At 72.3% G+C, this 23,440-nt stretch carries 20 protein-coding genes and 1 pseudogene; 12 read left to right on the forward strand and 9 right to left on the reverse strand.

What is annotated here, in order from left to right:
• Position 1 precedes the first annotated feature (1 nt).
• Positions 2-2,233, reverse strand: a complete 2,232-nt coding sequence (locus CCZ36_RS31035; protein ID WP_128819067.1) for a DEAD/DEAH box helicase — start codon at positions 2,231-2,233, stop codon at positions 2-4.
• Positions 2,234-2,577: 344 nt separating this feature from the next.
• Between CCZ36_RS31035 and CCZ36_RS31040 the strand changes: the two genes are divergently transcribed.
• On the forward strand, positions 2,578-3,372 hold the full coding sequence (locus CCZ36_RS31040) for a VOC family protein (RefSeq protein WP_069738187.1): 795 nt from the start codon (positions 2,578-2,580) through the stop codon (positions 3,370-3,372).
• An 86-nt stretch (positions 3,373-3,458) separates the two neighbouring features.
• Positions 3,459-3,713: a WhiB family transcriptional regulator gene (locus tag CCZ36_RS31045; RefSeq protein WP_006128884.1), complete on the forward strand. Its 255-nt coding sequence runs from the start codon at positions 3,459-3,461 to the stop codon at positions 3,711-3,713.
• Between the two features lie 47 nt (positions 3,714-3,760).
• On the opposite strand, the gene CCZ36_RS31050 is transcribed toward CCZ36_RS31045, so the two are convergent.
• Together CCZ36_RS31050 and CCZ36_RS31055 are read right to left on the reverse strand one after the other, a co-directional pair.
• Positions 3,761-4,735: an acyl-ACP desaturase gene (locus CCZ36_RS31050; protein WP_069738188.1), complete on the reverse strand. Its 975-nt coding sequence runs from the start codon at positions 4,733-4,735 to the stop codon at positions 3,761-3,763.
• 176 nt (positions 4,736-4,911) lie between these two features.
• Complete coding sequence (locus tag CCZ36_RS31055; RefSeq protein WP_128819068.1) at positions 4,912-7,239, reverse strand: ATP-binding cassette domain-containing protein; 2,328 nt, start codon at positions 7,237-7,239, stop codon at positions 4,912-4,914.
• Positions 7,240-7,350: 111 nt separating this feature from the next.
• Here CCZ36_RS31055 and CCZ36_RS31060 point away from each other — a divergent pair, with 111 nt between their 5' ends.
• Together CCZ36_RS31060 and CCZ36_RS31065 are read left to right on the forward strand one after the other, a co-directional pair.
• Entirely contained in the window at positions 7,351-8,163 is an 813-nt protein-coding gene (locus tag CCZ36_RS31060; protein ID WP_128819069.1) for an alpha/beta fold hydrolase, read from the forward strand.
• Between the two features lie 17 nt (positions 8,164-8,180).
• Entirely contained in the window at positions 8,181-9,041 is an 861-nt protein-coding gene (locus CCZ36_RS31065) for a helix-turn-helix domain-containing protein (protein ID WP_370738549.1), read from the forward strand.
• Between the two features lie 16 nt (positions 9,042-9,057).
• Here the strand turns inward: CCZ36_RS31065 and CCZ36_RS31070 are convergent, their stop codons facing one another.
• Together CCZ36_RS31070 and CCZ36_RS31075 are read right to left on the reverse strand one after the other, a co-directional pair.
• A complete protein-coding gene (locus CCZ36_RS31070) occupies positions 9,058-10,689 on the reverse strand; it encodes an ABC-F family ATP-binding cassette domain-containing protein (protein WP_128819070.1) in 1,632 nt (543 codons plus the stop codon).
• A 218-nt stretch (positions 10,690-10,907) separates the two neighbouring features.
• Entirely contained in the window at positions 10,908-11,324 is a 417-nt protein-coding gene (locus CCZ36_RS31075; RefSeq protein ID WP_078614374.1) for an SsgA family sporulation/cell division regulator, read from the reverse strand.
• Between the two features lie 238 nt (positions 11,325-11,562).
• Here CCZ36_RS31075 and CCZ36_RS31080 point away from each other — a divergent pair, with 238 nt between their 5' ends.
• Positions 11,563-12,651, forward strand: coding sequence for a WD40/YVTN/BNR-like repeat-containing protein (locus CCZ36_RS31080; RefSeq protein ID WP_069738191.1), 1,089 nt, complete (start codon positions 11,563-11,565; stop codon positions 12,649-12,651).
• A 13-nt stretch (positions 12,652-12,664) separates the two neighbouring features.
• Here the strand turns inward: CCZ36_RS31080 and CCZ36_RS31085 are convergent, their stop codons facing one another.
• Together CCZ36_RS31085 and CCZ36_RS31090 are read right to left on the reverse strand one after the other, a co-directional pair.
• A complete protein-coding gene (locus tag CCZ36_RS31085; protein ID WP_128819071.1) occupies positions 12,665-13,531 on the reverse strand; it encodes an alpha/beta fold hydrolase in 867 nt (288 codons plus the stop codon).
• A 70-nt stretch (positions 13,532-13,601) separates the two neighbouring features.
• Positions 13,602-13,898: a YciI family protein gene (locus CCZ36_RS31090; RefSeq protein ID WP_069738193.1), complete on the reverse strand. Its 297-nt coding sequence runs from the start codon at positions 13,896-13,898 to the stop codon at positions 13,602-13,604.
• 147 nt (positions 13,899-14,045) lie between these two features.
• Between CCZ36_RS31090 and CCZ36_RS31095 the strand changes: the two genes are divergently transcribed.
• The 3 genes from CCZ36_RS31095 (at position 14,046) to mmpA (ending at position 15,470) form a co-directional block, all read left to right on the forward strand.
• Positions 14,046-14,738 (forward strand): endonuclease V, encoded by a 693-nt coding sequence (locus tag CCZ36_RS31095; protein WP_069738194.1) that lies wholly within the window; start codon positions 14,046-14,048, stop codon positions 14,736-14,738.
• Positions 14,739-14,798: 60 nt separating this feature from the next.
• Complete coding sequence (locus tag CCZ36_RS31100; RefSeq protein WP_128819072.1) at positions 14,799-15,236, forward strand: glutaredoxin domain-containing protein; 438 nt, start codon at positions 14,799-14,801, stop codon at positions 15,234-15,236.
• Positions 15,237-15,326: 90 nt separating this feature from the next.
• Positions 15,327-15,470, forward strand: a complete 144-nt coding sequence (mmpA, locus tag CCZ36_RS34945) for a morphogenic membrane protein MmpA (protein WP_164873565.1) — start codon at positions 15,327-15,329, stop codon at positions 15,468-15,470.
• A gap of 27 nt (positions 15,471-15,497) precedes the next feature.
• Here mmpA and CCZ36_RS31105 read toward each other — a convergent pair whose 3' ends face one another.
• Positions 15,498-16,688, reverse strand: coding sequence for a saccharopine dehydrogenase family protein (locus CCZ36_RS31105; RefSeq protein WP_069738196.1), 1,191 nt, complete (start codon positions 16,686-16,688; stop codon positions 15,498-15,500).
• Positions 16,689-16,897: 209 nt separating this feature from the next.
• On the opposite strand from CCZ36_RS31105, the gene CCZ36_RS31110 reads away from it, so the two are divergent.
• The 4 genes and pseudogenes from CCZ36_RS31110 to CCZ36_RS31125 all read left to right on the forward strand — a co-directional run bounded on the left by CCZ36_RS31110 (position 16,898) and on the right by CCZ36_RS31125 (position 22,661).
• Positions 16,898-18,037, forward strand: a complete 1,140-nt coding sequence (locus tag CCZ36_RS31110) for a CaiB/BaiF CoA transferase family protein (protein ID WP_069738197.1) — start codon at positions 16,898-16,900, stop codon at positions 18,035-18,037.
• Between the two features lie 8 nt (positions 18,038-18,045).
• Positions 18,046-19,188 (forward strand): acyl-CoA dehydrogenase family protein, encoded by a 1,143-nt coding sequence (locus tag CCZ36_RS31115; protein WP_128819073.1) that lies wholly within the window; start codon positions 18,046-18,048, stop codon positions 19,186-19,188.
• A gap of 45 nt (positions 19,189-19,233) precedes the next feature.
• A pseudogene (locus CCZ36_RS31120) lies at positions 19,234-20,447 on the forward strand (acetyl-CoA C-acetyltransferase).
• Positions 20,448-20,486: 39 nt separating this feature from the next.
• Positions 20,487-22,661 carry a 3-hydroxyacyl-CoA dehydrogenase NAD-binding domain-containing protein gene (locus CCZ36_RS31125; RefSeq protein WP_069738200.1) on the forward strand — a complete coding sequence of 725 codons (2,175 nt, stop codon included), beginning with the start codon at positions 20,487-20,489 and terminating at the stop codon, positions 22,659-22,661.
• A 24-nt stretch (positions 22,662-22,685) separates the two neighbouring features.
• Here CCZ36_RS31125 and CCZ36_RS31130 read toward each other — a convergent pair whose 3' ends face one another.
• Complete coding sequence (locus CCZ36_RS31130) at positions 22,686-23,417, reverse strand: MerR family transcriptional regulator (protein ID WP_069738201.1); 732 nt, start codon at positions 23,415-23,417, stop codon at positions 22,686-22,688.
• Positions 23,418-23,440 lie beyond the last annotated feature (23 nt).

Below are 23,440 nucleotides of genomic sequence, written 5' to 3' on the forward strand. Positions count from 1 at the left end.
GTCACGCCCTGTCCGTGTCGCCCGCCAGCCGCTGCTGCTCCTCCTCGACGATGCGCCGGGCCAGCTCGGCGTCGGAGACGTCCACCGCGTCCGGGGTGGTCTCCGCGAGATCGCTGCGCCGGGCGTACGCGTCGAAGAGCCGGTCCTTGCGGGCCAGCAGCTCCACCAGACGCTGGTCGACGCTGTCGGTGGCCAGCAGCCGGTGCACCTGGACCGTGCGCACCTGCCCCATCCGGTGCGCACGGGCGACGGCCTGGTGCTCCAGCGTGGGCTTGATCTGCGGCTCGCACAGGATGACCACGGAGGCGGCCTGCATATTCAGACCGGTGCCGCCCGCCTGGATCTGGCTCAGCAGCACCGCGTGCCCCTCCACCGAGGAGAAGGCGTCCACCAGCTCCTGCCGCCGGGCCGGCGGGACGCTCCCGGAGAGCGGCCCGAAGACGTCCGGCCCCAGAGCGTCGCCGACCGCCGCGAGGACCTCGCGGAAGTAGGAGAAGACGACCACCTTCAGCCCGTTGTCCCGGGCCTCGCCGACCAGTTCGCGCAGCCGCTCCAGTTTGGCGGAGGTCGCGGGCGCGGCGTAGGCGGCCCGGCGCATCCGCATGAACCGCCCGGAGGCGACCGCCTCGCCGTAGACCTGCCGGTCCTCGGCCCCGAACTCCTCCCACTCGTCGACCTGGACCAGCGCCGGGAGTTCGGCCAGCACGTCCACCTGGTTGCGGCGCAGATAGGCGGGGGCGACGGCGCGGCGGAAGGCCCGTGAACCGGCCGCGCCGTGCGTCGTGCTCACCGACGGCGCGAGTTCGGGGCGCAGTTGGCGTACCAGACTGCGGAACTCCTCCACCCGGTTCTCCATCGGGGTGCCGGTCAGGAACAGCACCCGCTCCACCCGCTCCGCCCACCCCGCGACCGCCCGGGACCGGCGGGCCTCGGCGTTCTTCACGAAGTGGGCCTCGTCCACCACCAGCATCCCGGGCCGCACCTCGGCCGCCGCCCCCTCGGGCAGCAGATGCAGCGCGTCGAAGGTGGTCACCGCCACCCCGCCCGCCTCACGCCAGTCCGCGAACGCCGCGACCCGCTCCGCCCCGTGGACCGAAACGGCACGCAGCGTGGAGCGGGCCCGGACCTCCCGGGTCCAGTTGATCAGTACGCTCGCCGGGCACACCACGAGGAAGTGGGTCTCGCCCCGGGCGGCGAGGTGGGCGAGGGCCGCGATGGCCTGGACGGTCTTGCCGAGGCCCATCTCATCCCCGATGATCACCCGTTTCTGCGCCAGCGCGAAGCGCGCCCCGAACGCCTGGTAGCCGCGCAGGGACACCCGCAGTCGCGTGTCGTCGAGCCGCAGCGCCCGCACGCGGTCCGCGATCCCGGCGGGCAGGAACCCTTCGGCGGCATCGCGGTCGGGGCCGCTGCCCGACAGCTCGGCGAGCAGGCTGTAGTACTCGGCGGACCGCAGCTCGAAGTCCACCCAGGCCTCGGCGGGCGACGCCGGGGAGCGCAGCAGATCGGCCGACGCCTGCGCGAAGAGCACCGGCAGCTCCCGCTCCACCGCGTCCGTCACGGCCGACCGCACCGCGTCGAGCGCCTCCCGCACCCGCGCCCGGGACCGCCGCCCGGCGAACAGCATCCGCAGCCGGCTCCCGCCCGGCGCGGACGTCTCCAGCCGAGGGCCCAGCAGTTCGGCCAGCCGACGGGCCGCTTCCACCGCGCGCCGCGCGTCCGCGCCTGCCACGACCAGCCGGTGCAGGGCGGTCACCAGCGCGGTGCTCGTGTCGTCCGGGGCGTCCACGTCGATCCGCACCGAGACGGTGTCGCGCACCGCGTGGGCGATCTGCGCGGCGGCGGCCAGCGCCTGGTCGGCGGTGTGCGCTCCGACCCCGGGGATCTGCCGCAGCTCGTAGCGGCCCGTGCCGTGGACCTGTCCGACCGTGGCGAGCCCGGCCTGCTCCAGCGCCCCGAGCCGCAGCCGCCCCTCCGTGACGTCCTTGAGCCGGGAGACCGGGATGCGGGCCAACTCCTGCCCCACCAGGGAGTCGAGGAGCGGATCGAGCACAGACCGTACGGCGGCCACGGCGTTCGCCCGGTCCGCCGGAACGGCACGGGCGCTCTCCAGCAGCCGCTGCGCCCGGGCGAGCAGCTCACGGGCCGCGCCGCCGGTCGGCACCGGGCTCCCGGCAGCTCCGCGCGCGAGTGTTCCGTCGGCCGAGCCGCCCGCCGCCCCGCTCTGCTTCATGTACGTCCCTCTGTTCCCGAGGGGTGTCCCACCCGGCCCCGTGGGCCCCGCTCTTCAGGCCCGCCGGCCTCCCGCCATCGTGCCACGCCCCGCCGGCACTCCCGGCCCGGTCCATCCGCTCCGCCCCGGCCGCCGCGCGACGCGCCGGTCCAACGCTTCGCCCCGGCAGGCACACGCTGCCTACCCTGGGCCGCACGGCGGACGCGACCACCGCCGGTGGACCGCGCCCCGGCCGGCCCCGCACGGACTGCGGTGTTCGGTGCCCGGTGCAAGACTCGGAACGGAAGGGACCACCCGGCCGTACACGACGAGCAGGACCCCCCGGACCGACTGAGGAGCACGCCATGATCAGCCCCATCTTCCTCGACGGAGCACCCAACTGGGTCGATCTGGGCACCCCTGACCTCGACGGGGCCACCGCCTTCTACCGGGAACTGTTCGGCTGGGACCTGATCCCCGGCGGCCCCGAGGTGGGGGGTTACGGGATGCTCACCCTGGACGGGCGGTACGTCGGCGGGGTGATGACGGTGTCCGAGGAGGAAGCGCCGAGCGCCTGGTCGGTGTCGTTCCAGTCGCCCGACGTCGACGCCACCGCCCGGGCGGTCACCGCGGCGGGCGGCAGCGCCGCGTTCGAGGCGATGGACGTCCTCGACTTCGGCCGCATGGGCGGCTTCACGGACCCGGCCGGCGCCTACTTCGGGGTGTGGCAGCCGAAGGAGCACCCCGGCTTCGGCGTGATCCAGGAGCCGAACGCGTTCCTCTGGGCCGAGCTCTACACCCCCGATGTCCCGGCGGCGGCCGCGTTCTTCAAAAGCGTCTTCGGCTGGGGTGCCGAGGAGATGAAGGTGGAGGGCTCCGACTACACCTACACCACGGTCCACCCCGCCGGCGCCGGCCCGGACGCGTCCTTCGGCGGTCTGGTCCGGATGGGCGACGTCCCGTCCGAGGCCGCCCGAGGACCGCACTGGCTGCCGTACTTCGACGTGGCCGACGTCGACGCGACGGTGGCCGAGGCGAAGCGGCTCGGCGGCAGGGAGACACTGGCCGCCATGGAGGTGCCCGGCGTCGGCAAGATGGCCAACGTCGCCGACCCGTACGGGGCGGTCTTCGCGGTCATGAGGCCCGAACCGAGGCAGTAGCGGGGCGCCCTCCGGGCCGGCGGGCGTCCTCGCCGATTGATGAATCGTTGATCGGTTGTTTATCGCCACCGGGCAGCGTGTGGGCCATGCTGATCAACACCGTGACCGACGACGCACTCGCCTGGCAGGAGACCGCGTTGTGCGCGCAGGCCGGGCCCGAGTTCTTCTTCCCGGCCCCGGGGAGTTCGACCCGTGAGGCCAAGCAGCTCTGCAACGCCTGCGAAGGGCGGCTGGCCTGCCTGGAGTACGCCCTCGCCAACGACGAGCGGTTCGGCGTCTGGGGCGGACTGTCGGAGAAGGAGCGCGAGCGGCTGCGCAGAGAAGGACGCGACCGGGGCTGAGCCCCCGGGCGCGGACCGGAGCGCCCGGGACGGCGGAGGGGAAGGGGTCAGGCGCGGCCGAGCGCCGCCATCCGGGCCTTGCGGGCGGCGAGCTTCTCGTCGAACTTCGACGCCTCGCTGTCCAGCCCGCCCATGTACAGACCGAGCTCCTCCTGCGCCTTCGCGCCCTCCGGGCCGAGCCCGTCGATGTCCATGACCTTCAGGAAGCGCAGCACGGGCTGGATCACGTCGTCGTGGTGGATGCGCATGTTGTAGATCTCGCCGATCGCCATCTGCGCCGCCGCCCGCTCGAAGCCGGGCATGCCGTGCCCGGGCATCCGGAAGTTGACGACGACATCGCGCACGGCCTGCATGGTCAGGTCCGGGGCCAGCTCGAAGGCGGCGCCCAGGAGGTTGCGGTAGAAGACCATGTGGAGGTTCTCGTCGGTCGCGATCCGGGCCAGCATCCGGTCGCAGACCGGGTCGCCGGACTGGTGGCCGGTGTTGCGGTGCGAGACGCGGGTGGCCAGCTCCTGGAAGGCGACGTACGCGACGGAGTGCAGCATCGAGTGCCGGTTGTCCGACTCGAAACCCTCCGCCATGTGCGCCATGCGGAACTGCTCCAGCTTGTCCGGGTCCACGGCGCGCGAGGTGAGCAGATAGTCACGCATCACGATGCCGTGGCGGCCCTCCTCGGCGGTCCACCGGTGCACCCAGGTGCCCCACGCGCCGTCGCGGCCGAAGAGCGAGGCGATCTCGTGGTGGTAGCTGGGGAGGTTGTCCTCGGTGAGGAGGTTCACCACGAGAGCGATCTTGCCGATGTCGGTGACCTTGGACTGGTCCGCCGTCCACGCCTCGCCGTCCTCGAAGATACCGGGGAAATTCCGGCCGTCGGAGAACGGGACGTACTCGTGCGGCATCCAGTCCTTGGCGACCTTGAGATGGCGGTTGAGTTCCTTCTCCACCACCTCTTCCAGCGCGTACAGCAGTTGGGCGTCGGTCCACGCCTTCGAACTGCCGAGGTGGGGGGAGGTGATCGTCACGGGGAGCTCCTGGGGACGGGAGAATTACCTACGGCTTCGTAGGTTACGAGACCGTAGGTTAAGGCGACCGTAAGGGCAAAGCCAAGCCCGACCCCGCCAGGGGTGTACTACGCAGAGTCATACTCCCTGGTGAACGACGGTGTGAGAGGCTTCCCCGGGCCCCGTCCCGGCGGCTTTCAGAGTTCCGGATTCAGTGATTCCACCCCCGTGTCCCGGCGCAGATACCGGCCCGTGACGGACGTCGGATGCGCGAGCAGCTCGGCGGGTGTCCCCGCGAAGACCAGCTCTCCGCCGCCCTTGCCGCCCTCCGGACCGAGGTCGATCACCCAGTCCGCCCGCTTGACCACCTCCAGGTTGTGCTCCACACAGATCACCGTGTTCCCCGCGTCGACCAGCCGGTCCAGCAGGTCCACCAGCGTGCCGGTGTCCGCCAGGTGCAGTCCGGTCGTCGGCTCGTCCAGCACGTACACGCTGGAGGTGCGGTGCAGCTGGGTGGCGAGCTTGATCCGCTGGCGCTCACCGCCCGAGAGCGTGCTGAGCGGCTGCCCGAGCGTGAGGTAGGTGAGGCCGACCTCGTCGAGCGTGCGCAGTTTCCGCAGCAGTGCGCGGTCCTCGAACAGCCCGACCGCCCGCGCCGCCGTCATCTCCAGGACGTCCACGATCGACCGGCCGCCGACCCGGTGCTTCAGCACGTCGTCGTGGAACCGGCGGCCCTCGCACTCCGGGCAGGTCGTGGTGACCGGATCCATGAACGCCAGATCCGTCGAGATCTCGCCACGGCCCGAGCAAACCGCGCACGCCCCGGCGGAGTTGAAGCTGAACAGCCCCGCGTCCACGCCGTTCTCCCGGGCGAACACCTTGCGGATGGCGTCCAGCGCGCCGATGTACGAGGCCGGGGTCGACCGGGACGAGGCCGTGATCGCGCTCTGGTCGATCACCACCGCGTCCGGGTACGCCGCCGTGAAGACCCGCGACACCAGCGTCGACTTCCCGGACCCGGCCACCCCCGTCACCGCGGTCAGCACCCCGGCCGGGAACGATACGTCCAGCCCCTTGAGGTTGTGCAGATCCGCCCCGTACACCGGGAGTTGGCCGGTGGGGGCGCGTACGGTCCCCTTCACCGGGGTGCGACGGCGCAGCGACCGGCCGGTGAGCGTACCGGCGGCGCGCAGCTGCTCGAACGTCCCCTCGAAGACGATGTGACCGCCGTCGGCGCCGGCCCGCGGCCCCATGTCGACGACATGGTCGGCGACGGCCATCACATCCGGGTCGTGCTCGACGACCAGCACCGTGTTGCCCTTGTCGCGCAGCCGCACCAGCAGATCGCCCAGCCGGCCCACGTCGCGCGGATGCAGTCCGACACTGGGCTCGTCGAACACGAACGTCAGCCCGGTGAGCGAACTGCCCAGGTGCCGGACCATCTTGAGCCGCTGGCCCTCGCCGCCCGACAGGGTCGTGGTCTCCCGGTCCAGGCTCAGATAGCCCAGCCCGATGCCGACCAGGCGCTCCAGCCGCTCCCGCGCCGCGGTGGCGATGGGCCCGCCCACCGGATCGTCGATCCGCCCCAGCACGCCGACGAGTTCGGCGACCTCCATCCGCCCGTAGTCGGCGGGCGAGAGCCCGTGGATCCGGGTGGCGAGCGCCGCCGCGTTCAGCCGTGCCCCACCGCAGGCCCCACAGACCCGCTCCACGGTGAACCGCGCGGCCGCCTCGCGCCGCTTCTCGGAGAGGGAGGCGGTGTCGCGCTTGAGATACAGACGCTCGAAGCGGGTCACGACCCCCTCGAACTTCATGTCCGCCGGGCCGGTCCGCAGGTCGAGGCGGACGGAGAACCCCGCCCCGCGCAGCAGGAGCCGGCGCTCCTCCTCGCCGAACTCGGCCAGCGGCAGGTCGTTGTCGAAGCGGCCCGACCCGCCGTACAGATTCCACTCCCAGCTGCCCACCGACAGGCCGGGCAGCAGCAGCGCGCCCTCGTTCAGCGACTTCGACCAGTCGATCGCCCGGTCCAGATCCAGCTGGACCGTGCGCCCCACCCCGTCGCACTCCGGGCACATCCCGGCGGGATCGTTGAACGAGTACGCGGTCGCCCCGCCCGCGCTCGGCGTCCCGCACCGGGAGAACAGCACGCGGAGCACCGACCAGATGTCGGTCGCCGTGCCCACCGTCGAGCGGACGTTGCCGCCCAGCGGCTTCTGGTCGATCACGATGGCCACCGACAGGTCCTCGACGGACTCGACGTGCGGCCGCTCGTACTTCGGCAGCCGGTTGCGCAGGAACGAGGTGAACGTCTCGTTCAGCTGCCGCTGCGACTCCACGGCGATCGTGTCGAAGACGACCGACGACTTGCCGGAACCGGAGACACCGGTGAAGACGGTGATCCGGCCCTTGGGGATGCGGAGGGAGACATCGCGCAGATTGTTCTCGCGCGCACCGGTGATGACGATGTCGCGGTGGGCGGCGCCGGGGGTGTACGGCTCCGCGTCGCGGTCGGAAAAGCGATCCATGAGGGCGACGCTAGGCGGGATACCGGACAGCTTCTGTCTGCTTTTTCCGGCAGATCCACCTGCGACATTCGTACAAGACCGTGGAGGGGCGGCTCGGCGATCCTCGCCCGTATGGGTATCGATGACAGCACGTCCGTGCAAGGAATACACGTGGTCCACGACGGCCCCCGGGAGGCGCCGCCGCTCGTGCTCGTGCACGGGTCGGGCGCGGCGAGCAGTTCCTGGGGCCCGGTGGTTCCGGCGCTCGCCCGGCGGCACCACGTCATCCGGGTCGACCTGCCGGGCCACGGCCAGTCCCCGCCCGCGGCGTCGTACGACGTGCCCGGGCAGGCCGCGGTCCTGGCCGCGGCGCTCGACGAACTCGCCCTCGCCTCCGTGACCGTCGCCGGACACTCCAGCGGCGGATACATCGCCACCGCCCTCGCCGAATCGCGTCCGGACCTGGTCGGGTCCCTCGCGCTGATCAGCAGCGGCCCGAGTCCCGACGCGCTCCTTCCGCAGCCCGCCGTCCTCCGGGCGCTCATCGCTCCGCCGCTCGGCCCGCTGCTGTGGCGCGTCCGCTCCGACGCGATGCTCCGCCGAGGGGTGACCGCGGTCTGCAAGCGCCCGGTGACCGTCCCGGACGACCTGGTCGACGACGTACGGGACATCAGCTACCGCACCTTCAGGACGGTGCTGCGCCGCAACACCGAGTACATCGCGGAGCGGAGTGTCCCCCTGCGCCTCAGCGCACTCGACGTCCCCGCTCTGGTGCTCTTCGGCGCCGCCGATCCCCGGTGGGACCCGTCCTCGGCGCACCTCTACGGCACGACGGCGGACGCGAGGGTCGAGCTGCTGCCCGACGTCGGACACTTCCCGATGCTCGAAGCGCCCGGGGATACGGGAGAGTCGCTGCTGCGCTTCGTGGCCGCGGCGGGCCGCTGACCCTCTAGCCTGGCCCCGTGAGGCTCACCGAATCACCCCTCGACTGGTCGGCGGTGGACGTCGCGGTGCCCCGGCGCTCGGGCCGCCTTCCGGGGGCCGAGATGGCCGGCTTCCGTCAACTCGTTCCGGTCCACGGGGACATCGCCATGGTCGCGCACCCCTCGGTCACCCTGTTCGTGGACCTGAGCGAGGGCCGCGGCATCGTCCACGACTCTGTCGGCGGACGCGCGCGCGGCAGCACGGTCGCGGGGCTGGCCCCGGGGGCCCTGTGGCTCGGCGGCCGGCCCGCCGGAGGGATCGAGTGCCTGCAGATCCGGCTGTCGCCGCCCCTGGCGGTCGCGGTGCTCGGCACGTCGGCCGATCTCACCGGGGCGGTCGTCCCCCTGGAGGACGTCTGGGGCCGCGACGCCGAGCGGACCGAGGACCGGCTGCGGGCGGCCGGGACGTGGGACGAACGGTTCGCGATCGCGGCGGACGCCCTCGGCCGGCGGCTGGACGTCCGCCGGTCCCCGGACCCGGAGGTGGCCGCGGTCTGGGAGCTGATACTCGCCGGCCGGGGCCGGGCAGGCGTCGACAGCCTGGCGAACGAGGTCGGCTGGAGCCGCAAGCGTCTCTGGTCCCGCTTCCGGTCCCAGATCGGCCTCGCCCCGAAGCGCGCCGCCCGGCTGGTCCGGTTCGACCACGCCGCCCATCTCCTCGCCGCCGGCCACCCCGCCGCCCGGGTGGCGGCCTTGAGCGGCTACGCCGACCAGGCCCATCTCCACCGCGAGGTCAAGGCGTTCACCGGGGTGACGCCCACGGCCGTGGCCGCCGCACCGTGGCTCGCCATCGACGGCATCGCGTGGCCGGCGGGGCGGACCCCGGCCGGGCCGCCGTAGTCACCAGCACGCCGCCTCAGCGGCCCTCACGCACCGCCTCCGCCGTCGTGTCCCGCAGCTCGCCGTCGAGCCGGAGCCAGCGGGTGATCCCGATCGACTCCAGGAACGGCACATCGTGGCTCGCCACGATCAACGCTCCCTCGTACGCCTCCAGCGCCTCGGTCAGCCGCCGCACGCTCGCCAGGTCGAGGCTGTTCGTCGGCTCGTCGAGCAGCAGCAGCCGGGGCGCCGGATCGGCCAGCAGCAGCATCGCCAGCGTCGCCCGGAAGCGCTCCCCGCCCGACAGGGTCGAGGCCGGGCGGTCCGCCGTCGCCCCCTTGAACAGGAACCGCGCCAGCCGGGCCCGGACGGCGTTCTCCGTACGGTCGGGGGCCGCCCGCGCCACGTTCCGCGCCACCGACGACTCGTCGTCCAGCACATCCAGCCGCTGCGGCAGGAACCTGGTCGCCACCCACGGGCTCACCTCCCCCGAGAGAGGTTTCAGCTCGCCCGCGATCGTCCGCAACAACGCCGTCTTGCCCGCCCCGTTGCGCCCGGTCAGCGCGATCCGCTCGGGGCCCCGCACCAACAACTCGCCGTGCAGCGGCGGCCCGTACGGCGGAACCGGATCGCGCAGCAGCAGCACCTCGCTGCCCGGGTGGACCCGGGTGTCCGGCAGCTCGATCCGGATCTCCTCGTCCTCCCGTACCGCCGACTCCGCCTCGTCCAGGCGCTCCTCGGCCGCCGCCAGCCGCTCGGTGTGCAGGATGCGGTGCTTGCCGGCCGACACCTGGGCCGCGCGCTTGCGCTGCCCCATCACGACCTTGGGCTCCCGCTTGGTGTCCCACATCTTCTGCCCGTACCGCTTGCGGCGGGCCAACGTGACGTGTGCCGCCGACAGTTCGCGCTTCTGCCGCTGTACGTCGGACTCGGCGGCCCGCACCATGCGCCGCGCCGCCTCCTGCTCGACGGCGAGCGCCTCCTCGTACGCCGACAGGTTCCCGCCGTACCAGGTGACCGAGCCCTCGCGCAGATCCGCGATCCGGTCCACCCGCTCCAGCAGCTCGCGGTCGTGGCTGACGACGAGCAGCGCCCCTGTCCAGGCGTCGACCGCGTCGTACAGCCGCCGACGGGCGTACGCGTCCAGGTTGTTCGTCGGCTCGTCCAGCAGCAGCACCCCGGGCCGGTCCAGCAGCAGCGCGGCCAGCCGCAGCAGGACGCACTCGCCGCCGGACATCTCCCCGACGGTGCGGTCGAGCCCGATGTGACCGAGGCCGAGCCCGTCCAGCGCGGCGAGGGACCTCTCCTCGATGTCCCAGTCGTCGCCGATCACCGCGAAGTGCTCCGGGCGGACATCGCCCGACTCGACGGCGTCGAGTGCCGCACGCCGCTCGGCGATGCCGAGCGCCTCGTCGACCCGCAGCGCGGTTTCCAGGACCACGGACTGAGGAAGATGGCCGACCTCGCCACGGATCCTGACCGTCCCGGAGGCCGGGGTCAGTTCACCGGCGATGAGCCGCAACAGGGTGGATTTGCCGCAGCCGTTGAGCCCGATGAGCCCGGTGCGGCCGGGGCCCACGGCCAGATCGAAGTCGGTGAGGACCTCGCTGCCGTCGGGCCAGGAGAAGGAGAGGGAGGTACAGCTGATATGGGTGTCGGCGGATGACATACGGAACTCCCGTTGTACGTCGGGGAATGGAGCGAGGACGGCTGAAGGAAGCTGAGATCGCACACGAGCGCTCCGGGCCGCGACAGGGCGCGGCGGGCGCTGCACGGTGTGCACAGGACCTCAGATCAGCAACGTCCTACTCCGATCGACGACAACAGGGACGTTCACGAAGGTAGGGCCGGGGGGTGGGTCCGGCAACCGGATTTACGGCCGGGGCGTCAGCACGGGCCGCCGAGCAGATCGGTCAGACCCCGGTCCAGATCCAGATACCGGTGCTCGTCGCCCACCGGAACCAGCTCCTGCGCCCGCTGGAGGAAGAGGCGCAGCTCCTCGGTGCGCACATGGACCATCGCGATGCCCTCCGGGGCGTGGAACTCCAGCACGGTCCGCTCGTACCCGAACGGGCGTACGCGTACGTCACCCTGCCCGGCGGGGGAGTCCACCCCGGTGGTCAGCAGCTCGCGGGAGAACTCCCACGACACCTCGGTGCCCTCCAGGGTCGCCGGGGCCGGGAACGCCATGCGTACGGCGAAGGGGTACTGGCGGTCGTAACTGAGCATGGCGGGCAAGGTCTCCATCCGCGGTGCGGACGCGACCATGCGAGCCTGCACGGACTGCTCGATAACGCTGGACAAGACCTGCTCCCTATCGCGGCTGGGTGAACGGTTCCCGGCACTGGAGTAGACGACGGAACTCCTCGTTTCGTGCACCGGCGCGCGGCGTGAGCTGCGTCACCGGCCACGTCCGGCTCCCGCCCGTATCCCCGCGCACTCCCGCTCTCCTGCCCGTTCGACGGCGACGCACCCTGGACGGGTCCCGACCCGTGGGCTAGCTTCCAGCGCCATGAAGGCCATGGGTAAGACGAGACGGCTGATGGCACTGGTGACCGGAGGGGCGGCCCTGGCGGCCGCGCTGGTCGCCCCGGGCGCACACGCGGCCCCGAGCACGGAGGGGAAGGCGGCCCCCCAGGAGGCCGCCGTGCGCGGGCTCCTGCCCGGATGGAAGCTCACCGACACCGGCACCGACGCCCGCTTCCGGGGGCTCGCCGCGGTCAGCCGCACCACCGCCTGGGCCGCCGGGTCGAAGGGCACGGTCCTGCGCACCTCGGACGGCGGCCGCACCTGGCGTGACGTGTCACCGCAAGGTGCCGCCGAACTGGAACTGCGGGACATCGAGGCGTTCGACGGCCGCCGGGCCGTCGCCCTGGCCATCGGCGAGGGCGAGGCGTCGCGGGTCCTGCGCACGGAGGACGGCGGAGCGACCTGGACCGAGTCGTTCCGCAACACCGATCCCCGCGCCTTCTTCAACTGCCTGACGTTCTTCGACAGCCGGCACGGCCTCGCGGCGGGCGACCCGGTGGACGGGAAGTTCCGGGTCCTGTCCACGGCGGACGGCGGCCGTTCCTGGCGGGTCCTGCCCGATGCCGGGATGCCCGCCGCCCTGCCCGGCGAGGCGGGGTTCGCGGCGAGCGGCCAGTGCCTGGTCAGCTCCGGCGCCAAGGACGTCTGGCTGACCACCGGGGGAGCGGAGACCGCCCGGGTCCTGCACTCCCGGGACCGGGGCCTGACCTGGACGGCGAGCGCGTCGACCCTCCCGGCCGGCGACCCGGCCCGCGGGGTCTTCGCCGTGGCCTTCCGCGACCGGGCCCACGGCATCGCCGTCGGCGGCGACTACCGCCCCGACCAGGCCTCCCCGAAGGCGGCCGCCGTCACCGGGGACGGCGGCCGGAGCTGGAGGGCGTCCGCCACCCCGCCGCCCGCCTACCGCTCCGGCGTCACCTGGCTCCCGTACAGCCGCAACGCCGCCCTGGCCGTCGGCCCGACGGGCACCGACCTCACTCTGGACGGCGGGCGCACCTGGCGGACGGTCGACACCGGTTCGTACGACACCGTCGACTGCACGCCCGACCTCGGCTGCTGGGCGGCGGGCGAGAAGGGGAGGGTGGCCCGGCTGGGCTTCTGACGCCCGGGCGGCCTCAGGAGGCGTCCAGCACCTCCCGCAGCCGCGCCGCGAACTCGTCCGGCTTGCCCGGATAGCCGAACTCCCCGTCGAGGAAGCCGCCGTGATGGCTCGGGAAGACGGTCACCCGCTGCCCGAGCAGTTCGGCGGCCGCCTCGGAGGTCCGCCCGGTCTGCACCGCCCGGGACTCCTCGCCCACGGCGATCACCACGCGGGTGGGGGCCGCGGCGATGGCGTCGATGTCCGGCCGGTGGTCGCTGACCGCCCAGGACCGGTCGGACAGCAGCGGGTCGTCCCGGGAGCCGTCGTCCTCGGCGGGCATCCCGAACGCGGCGGGGTCGGGAACGGGCTGGGCGAAGTACGCGTCGGTGAACTCGCCCTCCCACGAGGTCATGGCCACGAACGCGGCCATTCCGGCGCCCCAGCCCCGCTTCTCGTACGCGTCCCGGACCCCGGCCCGCGCCCGGACGGCCGCCGGGCCGTCCGGGGTGATCGTGATGAGCGGCGGCTCGTGCGCCACGAGCGTGGTCACGTCGCCGGGGTGGCGCGCCACGAGGGCGAGAGCGGTGACCGCCCCGCCGCTGCTGGCGAACATCTCGACCGGCCCGGCCCCGAGCTCGGTGATGACGGCGTGCACGTCGTCGGCCAGCACCTCGGGCGTGTAGTCGACCCGCCCGTCGCCGCGGGTGGAGCGGCCGAGCCCCCGGGGGTCGTACGTGACGACGGTCCGGTCGGGGAAGCGTGCCGCCAGCGCGACGAACCCGCTCGCGTCCATGGGATGCCCGATGAGGAACAGCGGCGGGCGGCCGTCGGCGGTGGGCAGCGGTCCCCGGACGTCGTACACGAGGTCGGCGCCGGCTGTGGTCAGTGTGTAGGTCTCCATACCCGTACAGACCGGCCCCGCCCCGAAAAGTCATCGGTGGCGGCGGCCGCCACCGACAGCCGTCCGCCCGTTACGGCAACCGCTGCTGGTACGGCGCGAGCGCGGGCGCCGTCTTGGTGGCGACGAACTCGGTGATCCGGTAGGCGCACACGCCGTGCGCGGCGAACGGGTCGGCCGCCGCGATCTTCTCGATCGCCGCCCGGTCCTCCCCGACGGCCAGGATCACGCCGCCGTCCCGGGGGTTCTTGCGGCCCGATGCGATGAAGACGCCTGCCGCGTACTGCTCGTCGAGCCAGGTGATGTGCTCCGCCATCAGCGCGTCGACGCGCTCGACCGGTGCCGTGTAGGTCAATTCGAGTACGAACATGATCGTCAGGCTACGGGATCCCGGCCGCCGCGAGGATGGCCTGCACGGCCGCCGCTCTTCCGGCCCGGGCGCGGCGGCGGCCCGACCTGCGGGTCTCCAAACCCACCGGCCGACGGTCCGGGGCATCCCACCGCATAAGCTCCCCCTATGACGAGCTCCCCCGCCCCCGCTCACGAGACCCCCGCCGACGAAGCCGAAGGCCGGGCGATCCAGGACCGGCTGCGCGACCGGGTGATCCTGGACGAGTCGGGGCCGGAGCCCGGCACCGGCCTGGTCACCGGGGTGGACGTGGCCTACGACGACGAGAAGGACGTCGTCGTCGCGGCGGCCGTGGTGCTGGACGCCGCGACGCTGGAGACGGTCGAGGAGGCCACCGCCGTCGGCACGATCGCCTTCCCGTACATCCCCGGGCTACTGGCCTTCCGGGAGATCCCGACGGTGCTGGAGGCGCTGGAGGAGCTGAGCGTCGATCCCGGTCTCGTCGTCTGCGACGGCTACGGTCTGGCGCACCCGCGCCGTTTCGGACTCGCCAGCCACCTGGGCGTCCTCACCGGACTGCCGGTGATCGGCGTCGGCAAGAACCCGTTCACGTTCACCTACGAGGCGCCCGGCCCCCGGCGCGGTGACTCCTCCCCACTGCTGGACGGCGACGAGGTGGTCGGCCGCGCGCTGCGTACCCGGGAGAACACCAGCCCGGTCTTCGTCTCGGTGGGGCACCGCATCAGCCTCGACAACGCCTGCGCCCACACCCTCCGCCTCGCCGGCCGCTACCGCCAGCCCGAGAGCACCCGCCGGGCGGACGCCCTGTGCCGGCAGACCCTGCGGGAAGCGACCGCCTGAGGAGACTGTGGGGCCGCCCGCCCGCAGGAGCGGCACGGGGCGGCGGTAGCGTGCGTCGGCATGAGACGTGTAGGGAGGGTGCCGGCCCTGTTCCTGCTCAGTGGCGCGGTCGCCGCGACGGGTTTCGCCCTCGGCGGCGACCCCGTCATGGCGGCCGTAATCCTGGTGCTGTTCACGCTGTTCGCCGTCGTGCACTCGCCCCTGATCTTCCCGGGGCCGGTCCCCGCCGCCGAAGCCCTGCGCCGTGCGGCGGCCGACGGCCGCCCGGTCGTCTACTGGCGGCCGGGCTGCACGTACTGCCTGCGGCTGCGTCTGCGGCTGGGCCGCGACGCCTCCCGGCTGCACTGGGTGAACATCTGGCGCGATCCGGCGGGTGCGGCCGCGGTGCGGGCCGCCACGGGCGGGAACGAGACCGTGCCGACCGTCGTCGTCGCGGACCGGCCGCACATCAACCCGGACCCGGCGTGGGTACGCCGACAGCTGCCGCCCCGCACGTGATCGTCCCGGGCGTGGAACACCGTGGAACAGTCCTGCAACTGAGTACCCGTACGGATGGCATGAATCCGTACGGCTGGGCAGGCTGAACACATGAACGCCTCTCGCACGGTCGTCCGTCCCGCGCCCTTCGACCCCGCCCAGCGCCGCATGGCCCTCGGCATGCTCCTCGGCAGCGCCGCCGGTCTCGTCTGGCTGGGGGCGATGCTCTACACGCTGGCCGGCTGGATCTTCTAGGGTCCGCCGGCCCACCGAGGGCGTCGGCTACCGCACCGCCGCCACCCGGAACCGCAGCCCCGCCGCCGTCAGCCGGTCCAGGAGCGCGTCGCCCATCGCCACCGCCGTGGTGACCTGCCCGGAGGTCTCCGGCAGCTCGTCCAGGGCCAGGCACACCGCCGACTCGGCGAGGATCTTGGCCGTCTCGCCGTACCCAGGGTCGCCGCCGGACACCTCGGTGAAGACGCGTCGCCCGCCGCCCGCGCCGACGAAGCGGACGGTGAACCAGCTCCGCTCGCGGCGCTCCTCGTCCGGCCCCTGCCCCGGCTCGTAACGGCTCATCAGCCACTCCCGTACGCCCTCCACCTGCGCGGCCGCGACCAGCCCGCCGATCGCCACGGGCGCGCCGAGGGCCATGGGCAGCGTCTTGACCGAGGCGAAGTGGCGGTAGCGGAAGTCGGGGCCGTACCGCTCCAGGGCCCGCGCCGACCGGCCCACGATCGTCGGGTCGACCGTCGGCAGCGGCAGCGCCCAGGTGCCGGTGGGCCCGCTGAAGTGCGGGGAGCCCGCGGGCGTGCGGACCCGTCGGCCGACCAGACGCGGCTCGTGCAGCCGCCGCTCCCGGGCGGCGGCCAGCATCTGCGGACCTCGGCCCATCGCGGTCAGCGCCGAGGCGAACGTCCCACCGGAGAACACCGCGTTGGTGCGGACGAAGCCGTCGACCGCCAGAGGGACGTCCTCGGGCAGCTGCCTGACGGTGAAGTACGCGCCGAGGTCGTGCGGTACGGAGTCGAAGCCGCAGGCGTGCACGAGGCGCGCCCCCGTCTCCCGGGCCCGGGCGTCGTGCTCCAGGTACATCCGGTCGATGAACTCGGCCTCGCCCGTGAGGTCGGCGTAGTCCGTCCCGGCCTCCGCGCAGGCGGCGACGAGCTTCTCGCCGTACCGCAGGTACGGCCCCACGGTGGTGGCCACCACCCGGGTGGAGGCGGCCAGTTCGGCCAGTGCCTCCGTATCGTCCGCGTCGGTCTCCAAAAGTTGCAGCTCCGCGCAGGCCGGGGTGATCGCCGCGAGCCGCTCGCGCAGCTTCTCCAGCTTGGTCCGGCTGCGCCCGGCCACCGCCCAGCGCAGACCGGCGGGGGCGTGGGCCGCCAGGTACTCGGCCGTGAGCGCCCCGACGAAGCCGGTGGCACCGAAGAGAACCACGTCCAAGGGGCGTGTCGCGTCGTTCTGCCTGTTCACGAGTACCTCCGGCTGCAATACGGGTGCCGACGTGGCAGGCAGAGGGTAGCGGAGAGCGCCGTGGCGGCGTGCGGCCGGGCGGGCCCCGTGCGAGAGGATCGGAGGAATGAGCTAAGCGCTTGCTCGGCCCGAGGGGTTGTGCGGAGCCGGGGACGTTCTTAGCATCACAGGTGTTACATCGGTTGTGTCATACCTCTGGGGGCTCACAGATGGCGAAAGGCCCAACACCCGGGCACGGTCCGCTGACCGGTGTCCGGGTCGTCGAGCTGGCGGGCATCGGCCCCGGACCGTTCGCCGCGATGCTGCTGGCGGACCTAGGAGCCGACGTCGTCCGTGTCGACCGGCCCGGCGGCGCGGGGCTCGGCATCGATCCCGCGTACGACCTCACCAACCGCAACAAGCGCTCCGTCGTCCTGGACCTCAAGAGCGACGAGGGGCCGGCCCGCGTCCTGGATCTCGTCGAACGCGCCGACATCCTCGTCGAGGGCTACCGCCCCGGCGTCGCCGAACGGCTCGGTGTCGGGCCCGACGCCTGCCTCGCCCGCAACCCGAAGCTCGTCTACGGACGGATGACCGGCTGGGGCCAGGACGGGCCGCTCGCCGACCGCGCGGGCCACGACATCGCCTACATCGCGCTCACCGGCACCCTGTCCATGATCGGCGGCCCGGACGAGCCGCCGACCGTCCCCGCCAACCTGGTCGGCGACTACGCGGGCGGCTCGCTCTACCTCGTCGTCGGCGTCCTCGCCGCCCTCCAGCACGCCCGCGCCCACGGCGAGGGACAGGTCGTCGACGCCGCCATCGTGGACGGCGCGGCCCACCTCGCCACGATGATCCACGGCATGCTCGCCGCCGGGAGCTGGCAGGACCGGCGCGGCACGAACCTCCTCGACGGCGGCTGCCCGTTCTACGGCACCTACGCCACCTCCGACGGCGGCCACATGGCGGTCGGCCCGCTGGAGAGCCGGTTCTACGCGGAATTCGTCCGGCTCCTCGGCATCGCCGACGCCTTCCCCGACCGGTGGGACCTCGCCCGCTGGGACGAACTGCGCGCCGCCGTCACCGAACGCTTCCTGACCCGTACGCGCGCCGAGTGGACCGAGGTCTTCACCGGAACCGACGCCTGCGTGGCCCCCGTCCTCTCGCTCACCGAGGCCCCGCACCACCCCCACCTCGCCGCCCGCTCCACCTTCGTCGAGCACGGCGGCCGGACCCAGCCCGCCCCCGCCCCGCGCTTCTCGGCCACCCCCGTCTCCGTACGCACCGGGCCCGCGCTGCCCGGCGCGGACACGGAGGCCGTGGCGGCCGACTGGGACGTACCGGGGCTCCGGCCCACCCCCCGAGACTAGGAGACCCCGTGCAACGGCAGATCTTCACCGAGGAACACGACGCGTTCCGCGAGACCGTCCGGGCCTTCCTGGCCAAGGAGGTCCTCCCGCACTACGAGCAGTGGGAGCAGGACGGCATCGTCTCCCGCGACGCGTGGCTCGCCGCCGGGCGGGCGGGGCTCCTGGGCCTGGCCGTCCCGGAGGAGTACGGGGGCGGCGGCAGCGACGACTTCCGCTACAGCGCGGTCCTCGCCGAGGAGTTCACCCGGGCCGGGGCCGCCGGACTCGCGATCGGCCTGCACAACGACATCATCGGCCCCTACCTCACGGGCCTCGCCACCGACGAACAGAAGCGGCGGTGGCTCCCCGGCTTCTGCTCCGGCGAGACCATCACCGCCATCGCCATGACCGAGCCGGGCGCGGGCTCCGACCTCCAGGGCATCCGCACCACCGCCGAGGACAAGGGCGACCACTGGCTGCTCAACGGCTCCAAGACCTTCATCTCCAACGGCATCCTCGCCGACCTCGTCGTCGTCGTCGCCAGGACCACCCCCGAGGGCGGGGCCAAGGGGCTCTCCCTCATCGTCGTCGAGCGCGGCGCCGAGGGCTTCGAGCGCGGCCGCAACCTCGACAAGATCGGCCAGAAGTCCCAGGACACCGCCGAGCTGTTCTTCAACGACGTACGCGTCCCCAAGGAGAACCTGCTCGGTGAACGGGACGGCGCGTTCATCCACCTGATGACCAACCTGGCCCAGGAGCGCATGGGCATAGCGGTCGCCGGGATCGCCGCCGCCGAACACCTCCTGGAGATCACCACCCAGTACGTCAAGGAGCGCGAGGCCTTCGGCCGCCCGCTCTCCAAACTCCAGCACATCCGCTTCGAGATCGCCGAGATGGCCACCGAGTGCGCCGTCACCCGGACCTTCCTCGACCGGTGCATCGTCGACCACTCCGACGGCGTCCTGGACGCCGTCCACGCCTCCATGGCCAAGTGGTGGGCCACCGAACTGCAGAAGCGCGTCGCCGACCGCTGCCTCCAACTCCACGGCGGATACGGCTACATGAGCGAGTACAAGGTCGCCAAGGCATTCACCGACGGCCGTATCCAGACCATCTACGGTGGCACGACCGAGATCATGAAGGAGATCATCGGCCGCTCGCTGCTCGCCTGACGCACTCTCACCGCGCCGAAACACCACCCTCGAAAGGCAGCTGTCTTGAGTACCGAAGCATTCGTCTACGACGCGATCCGCACCCCCGCGGCCGCGGCAAGGCCAACGGGGCCCTGCACGGCACCAAGCCGATCGACCTGGTCGTCGGCCTCATCCACGAGATCCAGGGGCGTTTCCCGGACCTCGACCCGGCCGCCGTCGACGACATCGTCCTCGGCGTGGTCAGCCCGCTCGGCGACCAGGGCTCCGACATCGCCCGGATCGCCGCCATCGCGGCCGGCCTGCCGGACTCCGTCGCGGGCGTCCAGGAGAACCGCTTCTGCGCCTCGGGCCTGGAAGCGGTCAACCTGGCCGCCGCCAAGGTCCGTTCGGGCTGGGAGGACCTGGTGCTCGCCGGGGGCGTCGAGTCGATGTCCCGGGTGCCGATGGGCTCCGACGGCGGGGCCTGGGCGATGGACCCGATGACCAGCTTCCAGACCGGCTTCGCCCCGCAGGGCATCGGCGCCGACCTCATCGCCACCATCGAGGGCTTCAGCCGCCGCGACGTCGACGAGTACGCCGCCCTCTCCCAGGAACGCGCCGCCGCCGCCTGGAAGGACGGCCGCTTCGCCCGCTCCGTCGTCCCGGTCAAGGACCGCAACGGCCTCCTCGTCCTCGACCACGACGAGCACATGCGCCCCGGCACCACCGCCGACTCCCTCGCCGCCCTCAAGCCCTCCTTCGCCGCCATCGGCGACATGGGCGGCTTCGACGCGGTGGCGCTCCAGAAGTACCACTGGGTCGAGAAGATCGACCACGTCCACCACGCGGGCAACTCCTCCGGCATCGTCGACGGCGCCGCCCTCGTCGCCATCGGCTCCAAGGAGGTCGGCGAGCGCTACGGACTCACCCCGCGCGCCCGCATCGTCTCCGCCGCCGTCTCCGGCTCCGAGCCCACCATCATGCTCACCGGCCCCGCGCCCGCCACTCGCAAGGCGCTCGCCAAGGCCGGGCTGACCATCGACGACATCGACCTCGTCGAGATCAACGAAGCCTTCGCCGGAGTCGTCCTGCGCTTCGTCAAGGACATGGGCCTGAGCCTGGACAAGGTCAACGTCAACGGCGGCGCCATCGCGCTCGGCCACCCCCTCGGCGCGACCGGCGCGATGATCCTCGGCACCGTCATCGACGAACTGGAGCGCCGGGACCAGCGGTTCGGGCTGGTCACCCTCTGCGTCGGCGGCGGCATGGGCGTCGCGACCGTCGTCGAACGCATCTGACCTGTCAGGGCCCCACCTGCTTACGGAGAAGACACCGACATGACCGAGAGCACCACCATCCGCTGGGAACAGGACGAGACCGGCGTCGTCACCCTCGTCCTCGACGACCCCAACCAGTCCGCGAACACGATGAACCAAGCCTTCAGGGACTCCATCGCGGCCGTCGCGGACCGCGCCGAGGCCGAGAAGGACTCCATCCGCGGCATCATCTACACCTCCGCCAAGAAGACCTTCTTCGCGGGCGGCGACCTCAAGGACATGATCAAGGTCGGCCCGGAGAACGCCCAGGCCGCCTTCGACACCGGCACCGAGATCAAGAAGTCGCTGCGCCGCATCGAGACCCTCGGCAAGCCCGTCGTCGCCGCCATCAACGGCGCAGCCCTCGGCGGCGGTTACGAGATCGCCCTCGCCTCCCACCACCGCGTCGCCCTCGACGCCCCAGGCTCCCGCATCGGCCTGCCCGAGGTCACCCTCGGGCTGCTCCCGGCGGGCGGCGGCGTCACCCGGACCGTACGCCTCATGGGCATCGCGGACGCGCTGCTCAAGGTGCTCCTCCAGGGCACCCAGTACACCCCGCGACGGGCGCTGGACAACGGCCTCGTCCACGAAGTCGCCGCCACCCGCGAGGAGATGATCGAAAAGGCCCGCGCCTTCATCGACGCGAACCCCGAGTCCCAGCAGCCCTGGGACGTCAAGGGCTACCGCATCCCCGGCGGCACCCCCTCCAACCCGAAGTTCGCCGCCAACCTCCCCGCCTTCCCCGCCAACTTGAAGAAGCAGATCGCGGGCGCGCCCATGCCCGCGCCCCGCAACATCCTCGCGGCGGCCGTCGAGGGCTCCCAGGTCGACTTCGAGACCGCCCTGACCATCGAGGCCCGGTACTTCACCGAGCTGGTCACCGGCCAGGTCTCCAAGAACATGATCCAGGCGTTCTTCTTCGACCTCCAGGCCGTCAACTCCGGTGCCAACCGGCCGGGGGACATCCCCGAACGCCCGGTCCGCAAGGTCGCCGTGCTCGGCGCCGGGATGATGGGCGCGGGCATCGCCTACTCCTGCGCCAGGGCCGGGATCGACGTCGTCCTCAAGGACGTCTCCACCGAGGCGGCCGCCAAGGGCAAGGCGTACAGCGAGAAGCTGCTCGCCAAGGCGCTCTCCCGGGGCCGTACGACCGAGGCCGAGCGCGACGAACTGCTGGCCCGGATCACCCCGACCGGCGACGTGGCCGACCTCGCGGGCTGCGACGCGGTGATCGAGGCCGTCTTCGAGGACACGGCCCTCAAGCACAAGGTGTTCCAGGAGATCCAGGACGTCATCGAGCCCGACGCCCTGCTCTGCTCCAACACCTCCACCCTCCCCATCACGGTCCTGGCCGAGGGGGTGTCCCGCCCCGTCGACTTCATCGGCCTGCACTTCTTCTCACCGGTCGACAAGATGCCGCTGGTCGAGATCATCAAGGGCGAGCGGACCGGCGACGAGGCGCTGGCCCGCGCCTTCGACCTGGTGCGCCGGATCAAGAAGACGCCGATCGTCGTCAACGACTCGCGCGGCTTCTTCACCTCGCGCGTCATCGGCCAGTTCATCAACGAGGGCGTGGCGATGGTCGGCGAGGGCGTCGAGCCCGCCTCCGTCGAGCAGGCGGCCGCCCAGTCCGGCTACCCGGCCAAGGTCCTCTCCCTGATGGACGAGCTGACCCTGACCCTGCCCCGTAAGATCCGCGACGAGACCAAGCGCGCGGTCGAGGAGGCCGGCGGCACCTGGCCCGGACACCCCTCCGACGAGGTCATCGACCGCATGGTCGACGAGTTCGGCCGCACGGGGCGCAGTGGGGGAGCGGGCTTCTACGACTACGACGAGGACGGCAAGCGCACTCGTCTCTGGCCGGGCCTGCGCGAGCACTTCACCACCAAGGCCGACGCGGGCGTGCCCTTCGAGGACATGAAGGAGCGGATGCTCTTCTCCGAAGCCCTCGACAGCGTCCGCTGCCTGGAAGAGAACGTCCTCATCTCCGTCGCGGACGCCAACATCGGCTCCATCATGGGCATCGGCTTCCCGCCGTGGACCGGCGGCGTCCTCCAGTACATCAACGGGTACGAGGGCGGCCTGCCCGGCTTCGTGGCCCGCGCCCGGGAGCTGGCCGAACGCTACGGCGACCGCTTCCTGCCGCCCGCACTGCTGGTGGAGAAGGCGGAGAAGGGCGAGACCTTCCACGACTGAGCCTGTTCCGGGCCGCGTTCACCGTCACTCGGCGGTGAACGCGGCCCGCAACTCCTCCTTCAACGACCGCTGAAACGCCGTCACCAGCGCCTGTACGACGATCGGTTGCATATGGGCCGACAGCGACTTCATCGCCGCCACATGCTCCGGATCGCCCTCCCGCTCCCGGTACGGATTCCACACCTCGTCCCGGAACAGCCGGGTCATCTCCTGGGCGGCCGACCGAGTGTGCTCCAGCAGCACGGTCCGGGCCGCGAGGATCGTCTCGTGGGCGATCGGCACGTCCAGCAACTCCACCCCGAGCCGCAGCAGCCCGAGATCCACCCGGTACGGCCCGCCGTCCTCTTCCGGCCGCACCAGCACACCCATCGCCGCCAGCCGCTCCACATCCGCGTCCGACAGCCCCCGCCCGGCCCGCCGCTCCAGATCGGCGCGGGAGAAGTCCTCGGTCTTGTCCGGCGCCCAGGACGCGACCAGCGCCCGGTGGATGGCCAGATCGTGGACGCTCAGGTCGGGCGGCAGCTGCTCCAGATAGCGTTCGATCGCGGCGAGCGTCATGCCCTGCTGCTGGAGCTCCTCGATCAGGGCGAGCCGCGAGAGATGGTCGGGCCCGTAGTGCCCGACCCGGCGCGGACCGATGACCGGGGGCGGCAGCAGGCCCCGGGTGCTGTAGAACCGCACGGTACGCACGGTGACGCCGGCCCGGGCCGCCAGCTCGTCCACCGTGAGCGTCGGCTCGTCGGTCCCCGTCGCCATCTCTGCTCCCCGCAGTCGAACCC

The organism is Streptomyces sp. S063 (assembly GCF_002832675.1).
Taxonomy (GTDB): Bacteria; Actinomycetota; Actinomycetes; order Streptomycetales; family Streptomycetaceae; genus Streptomyces; species Streptomyces sindenensis.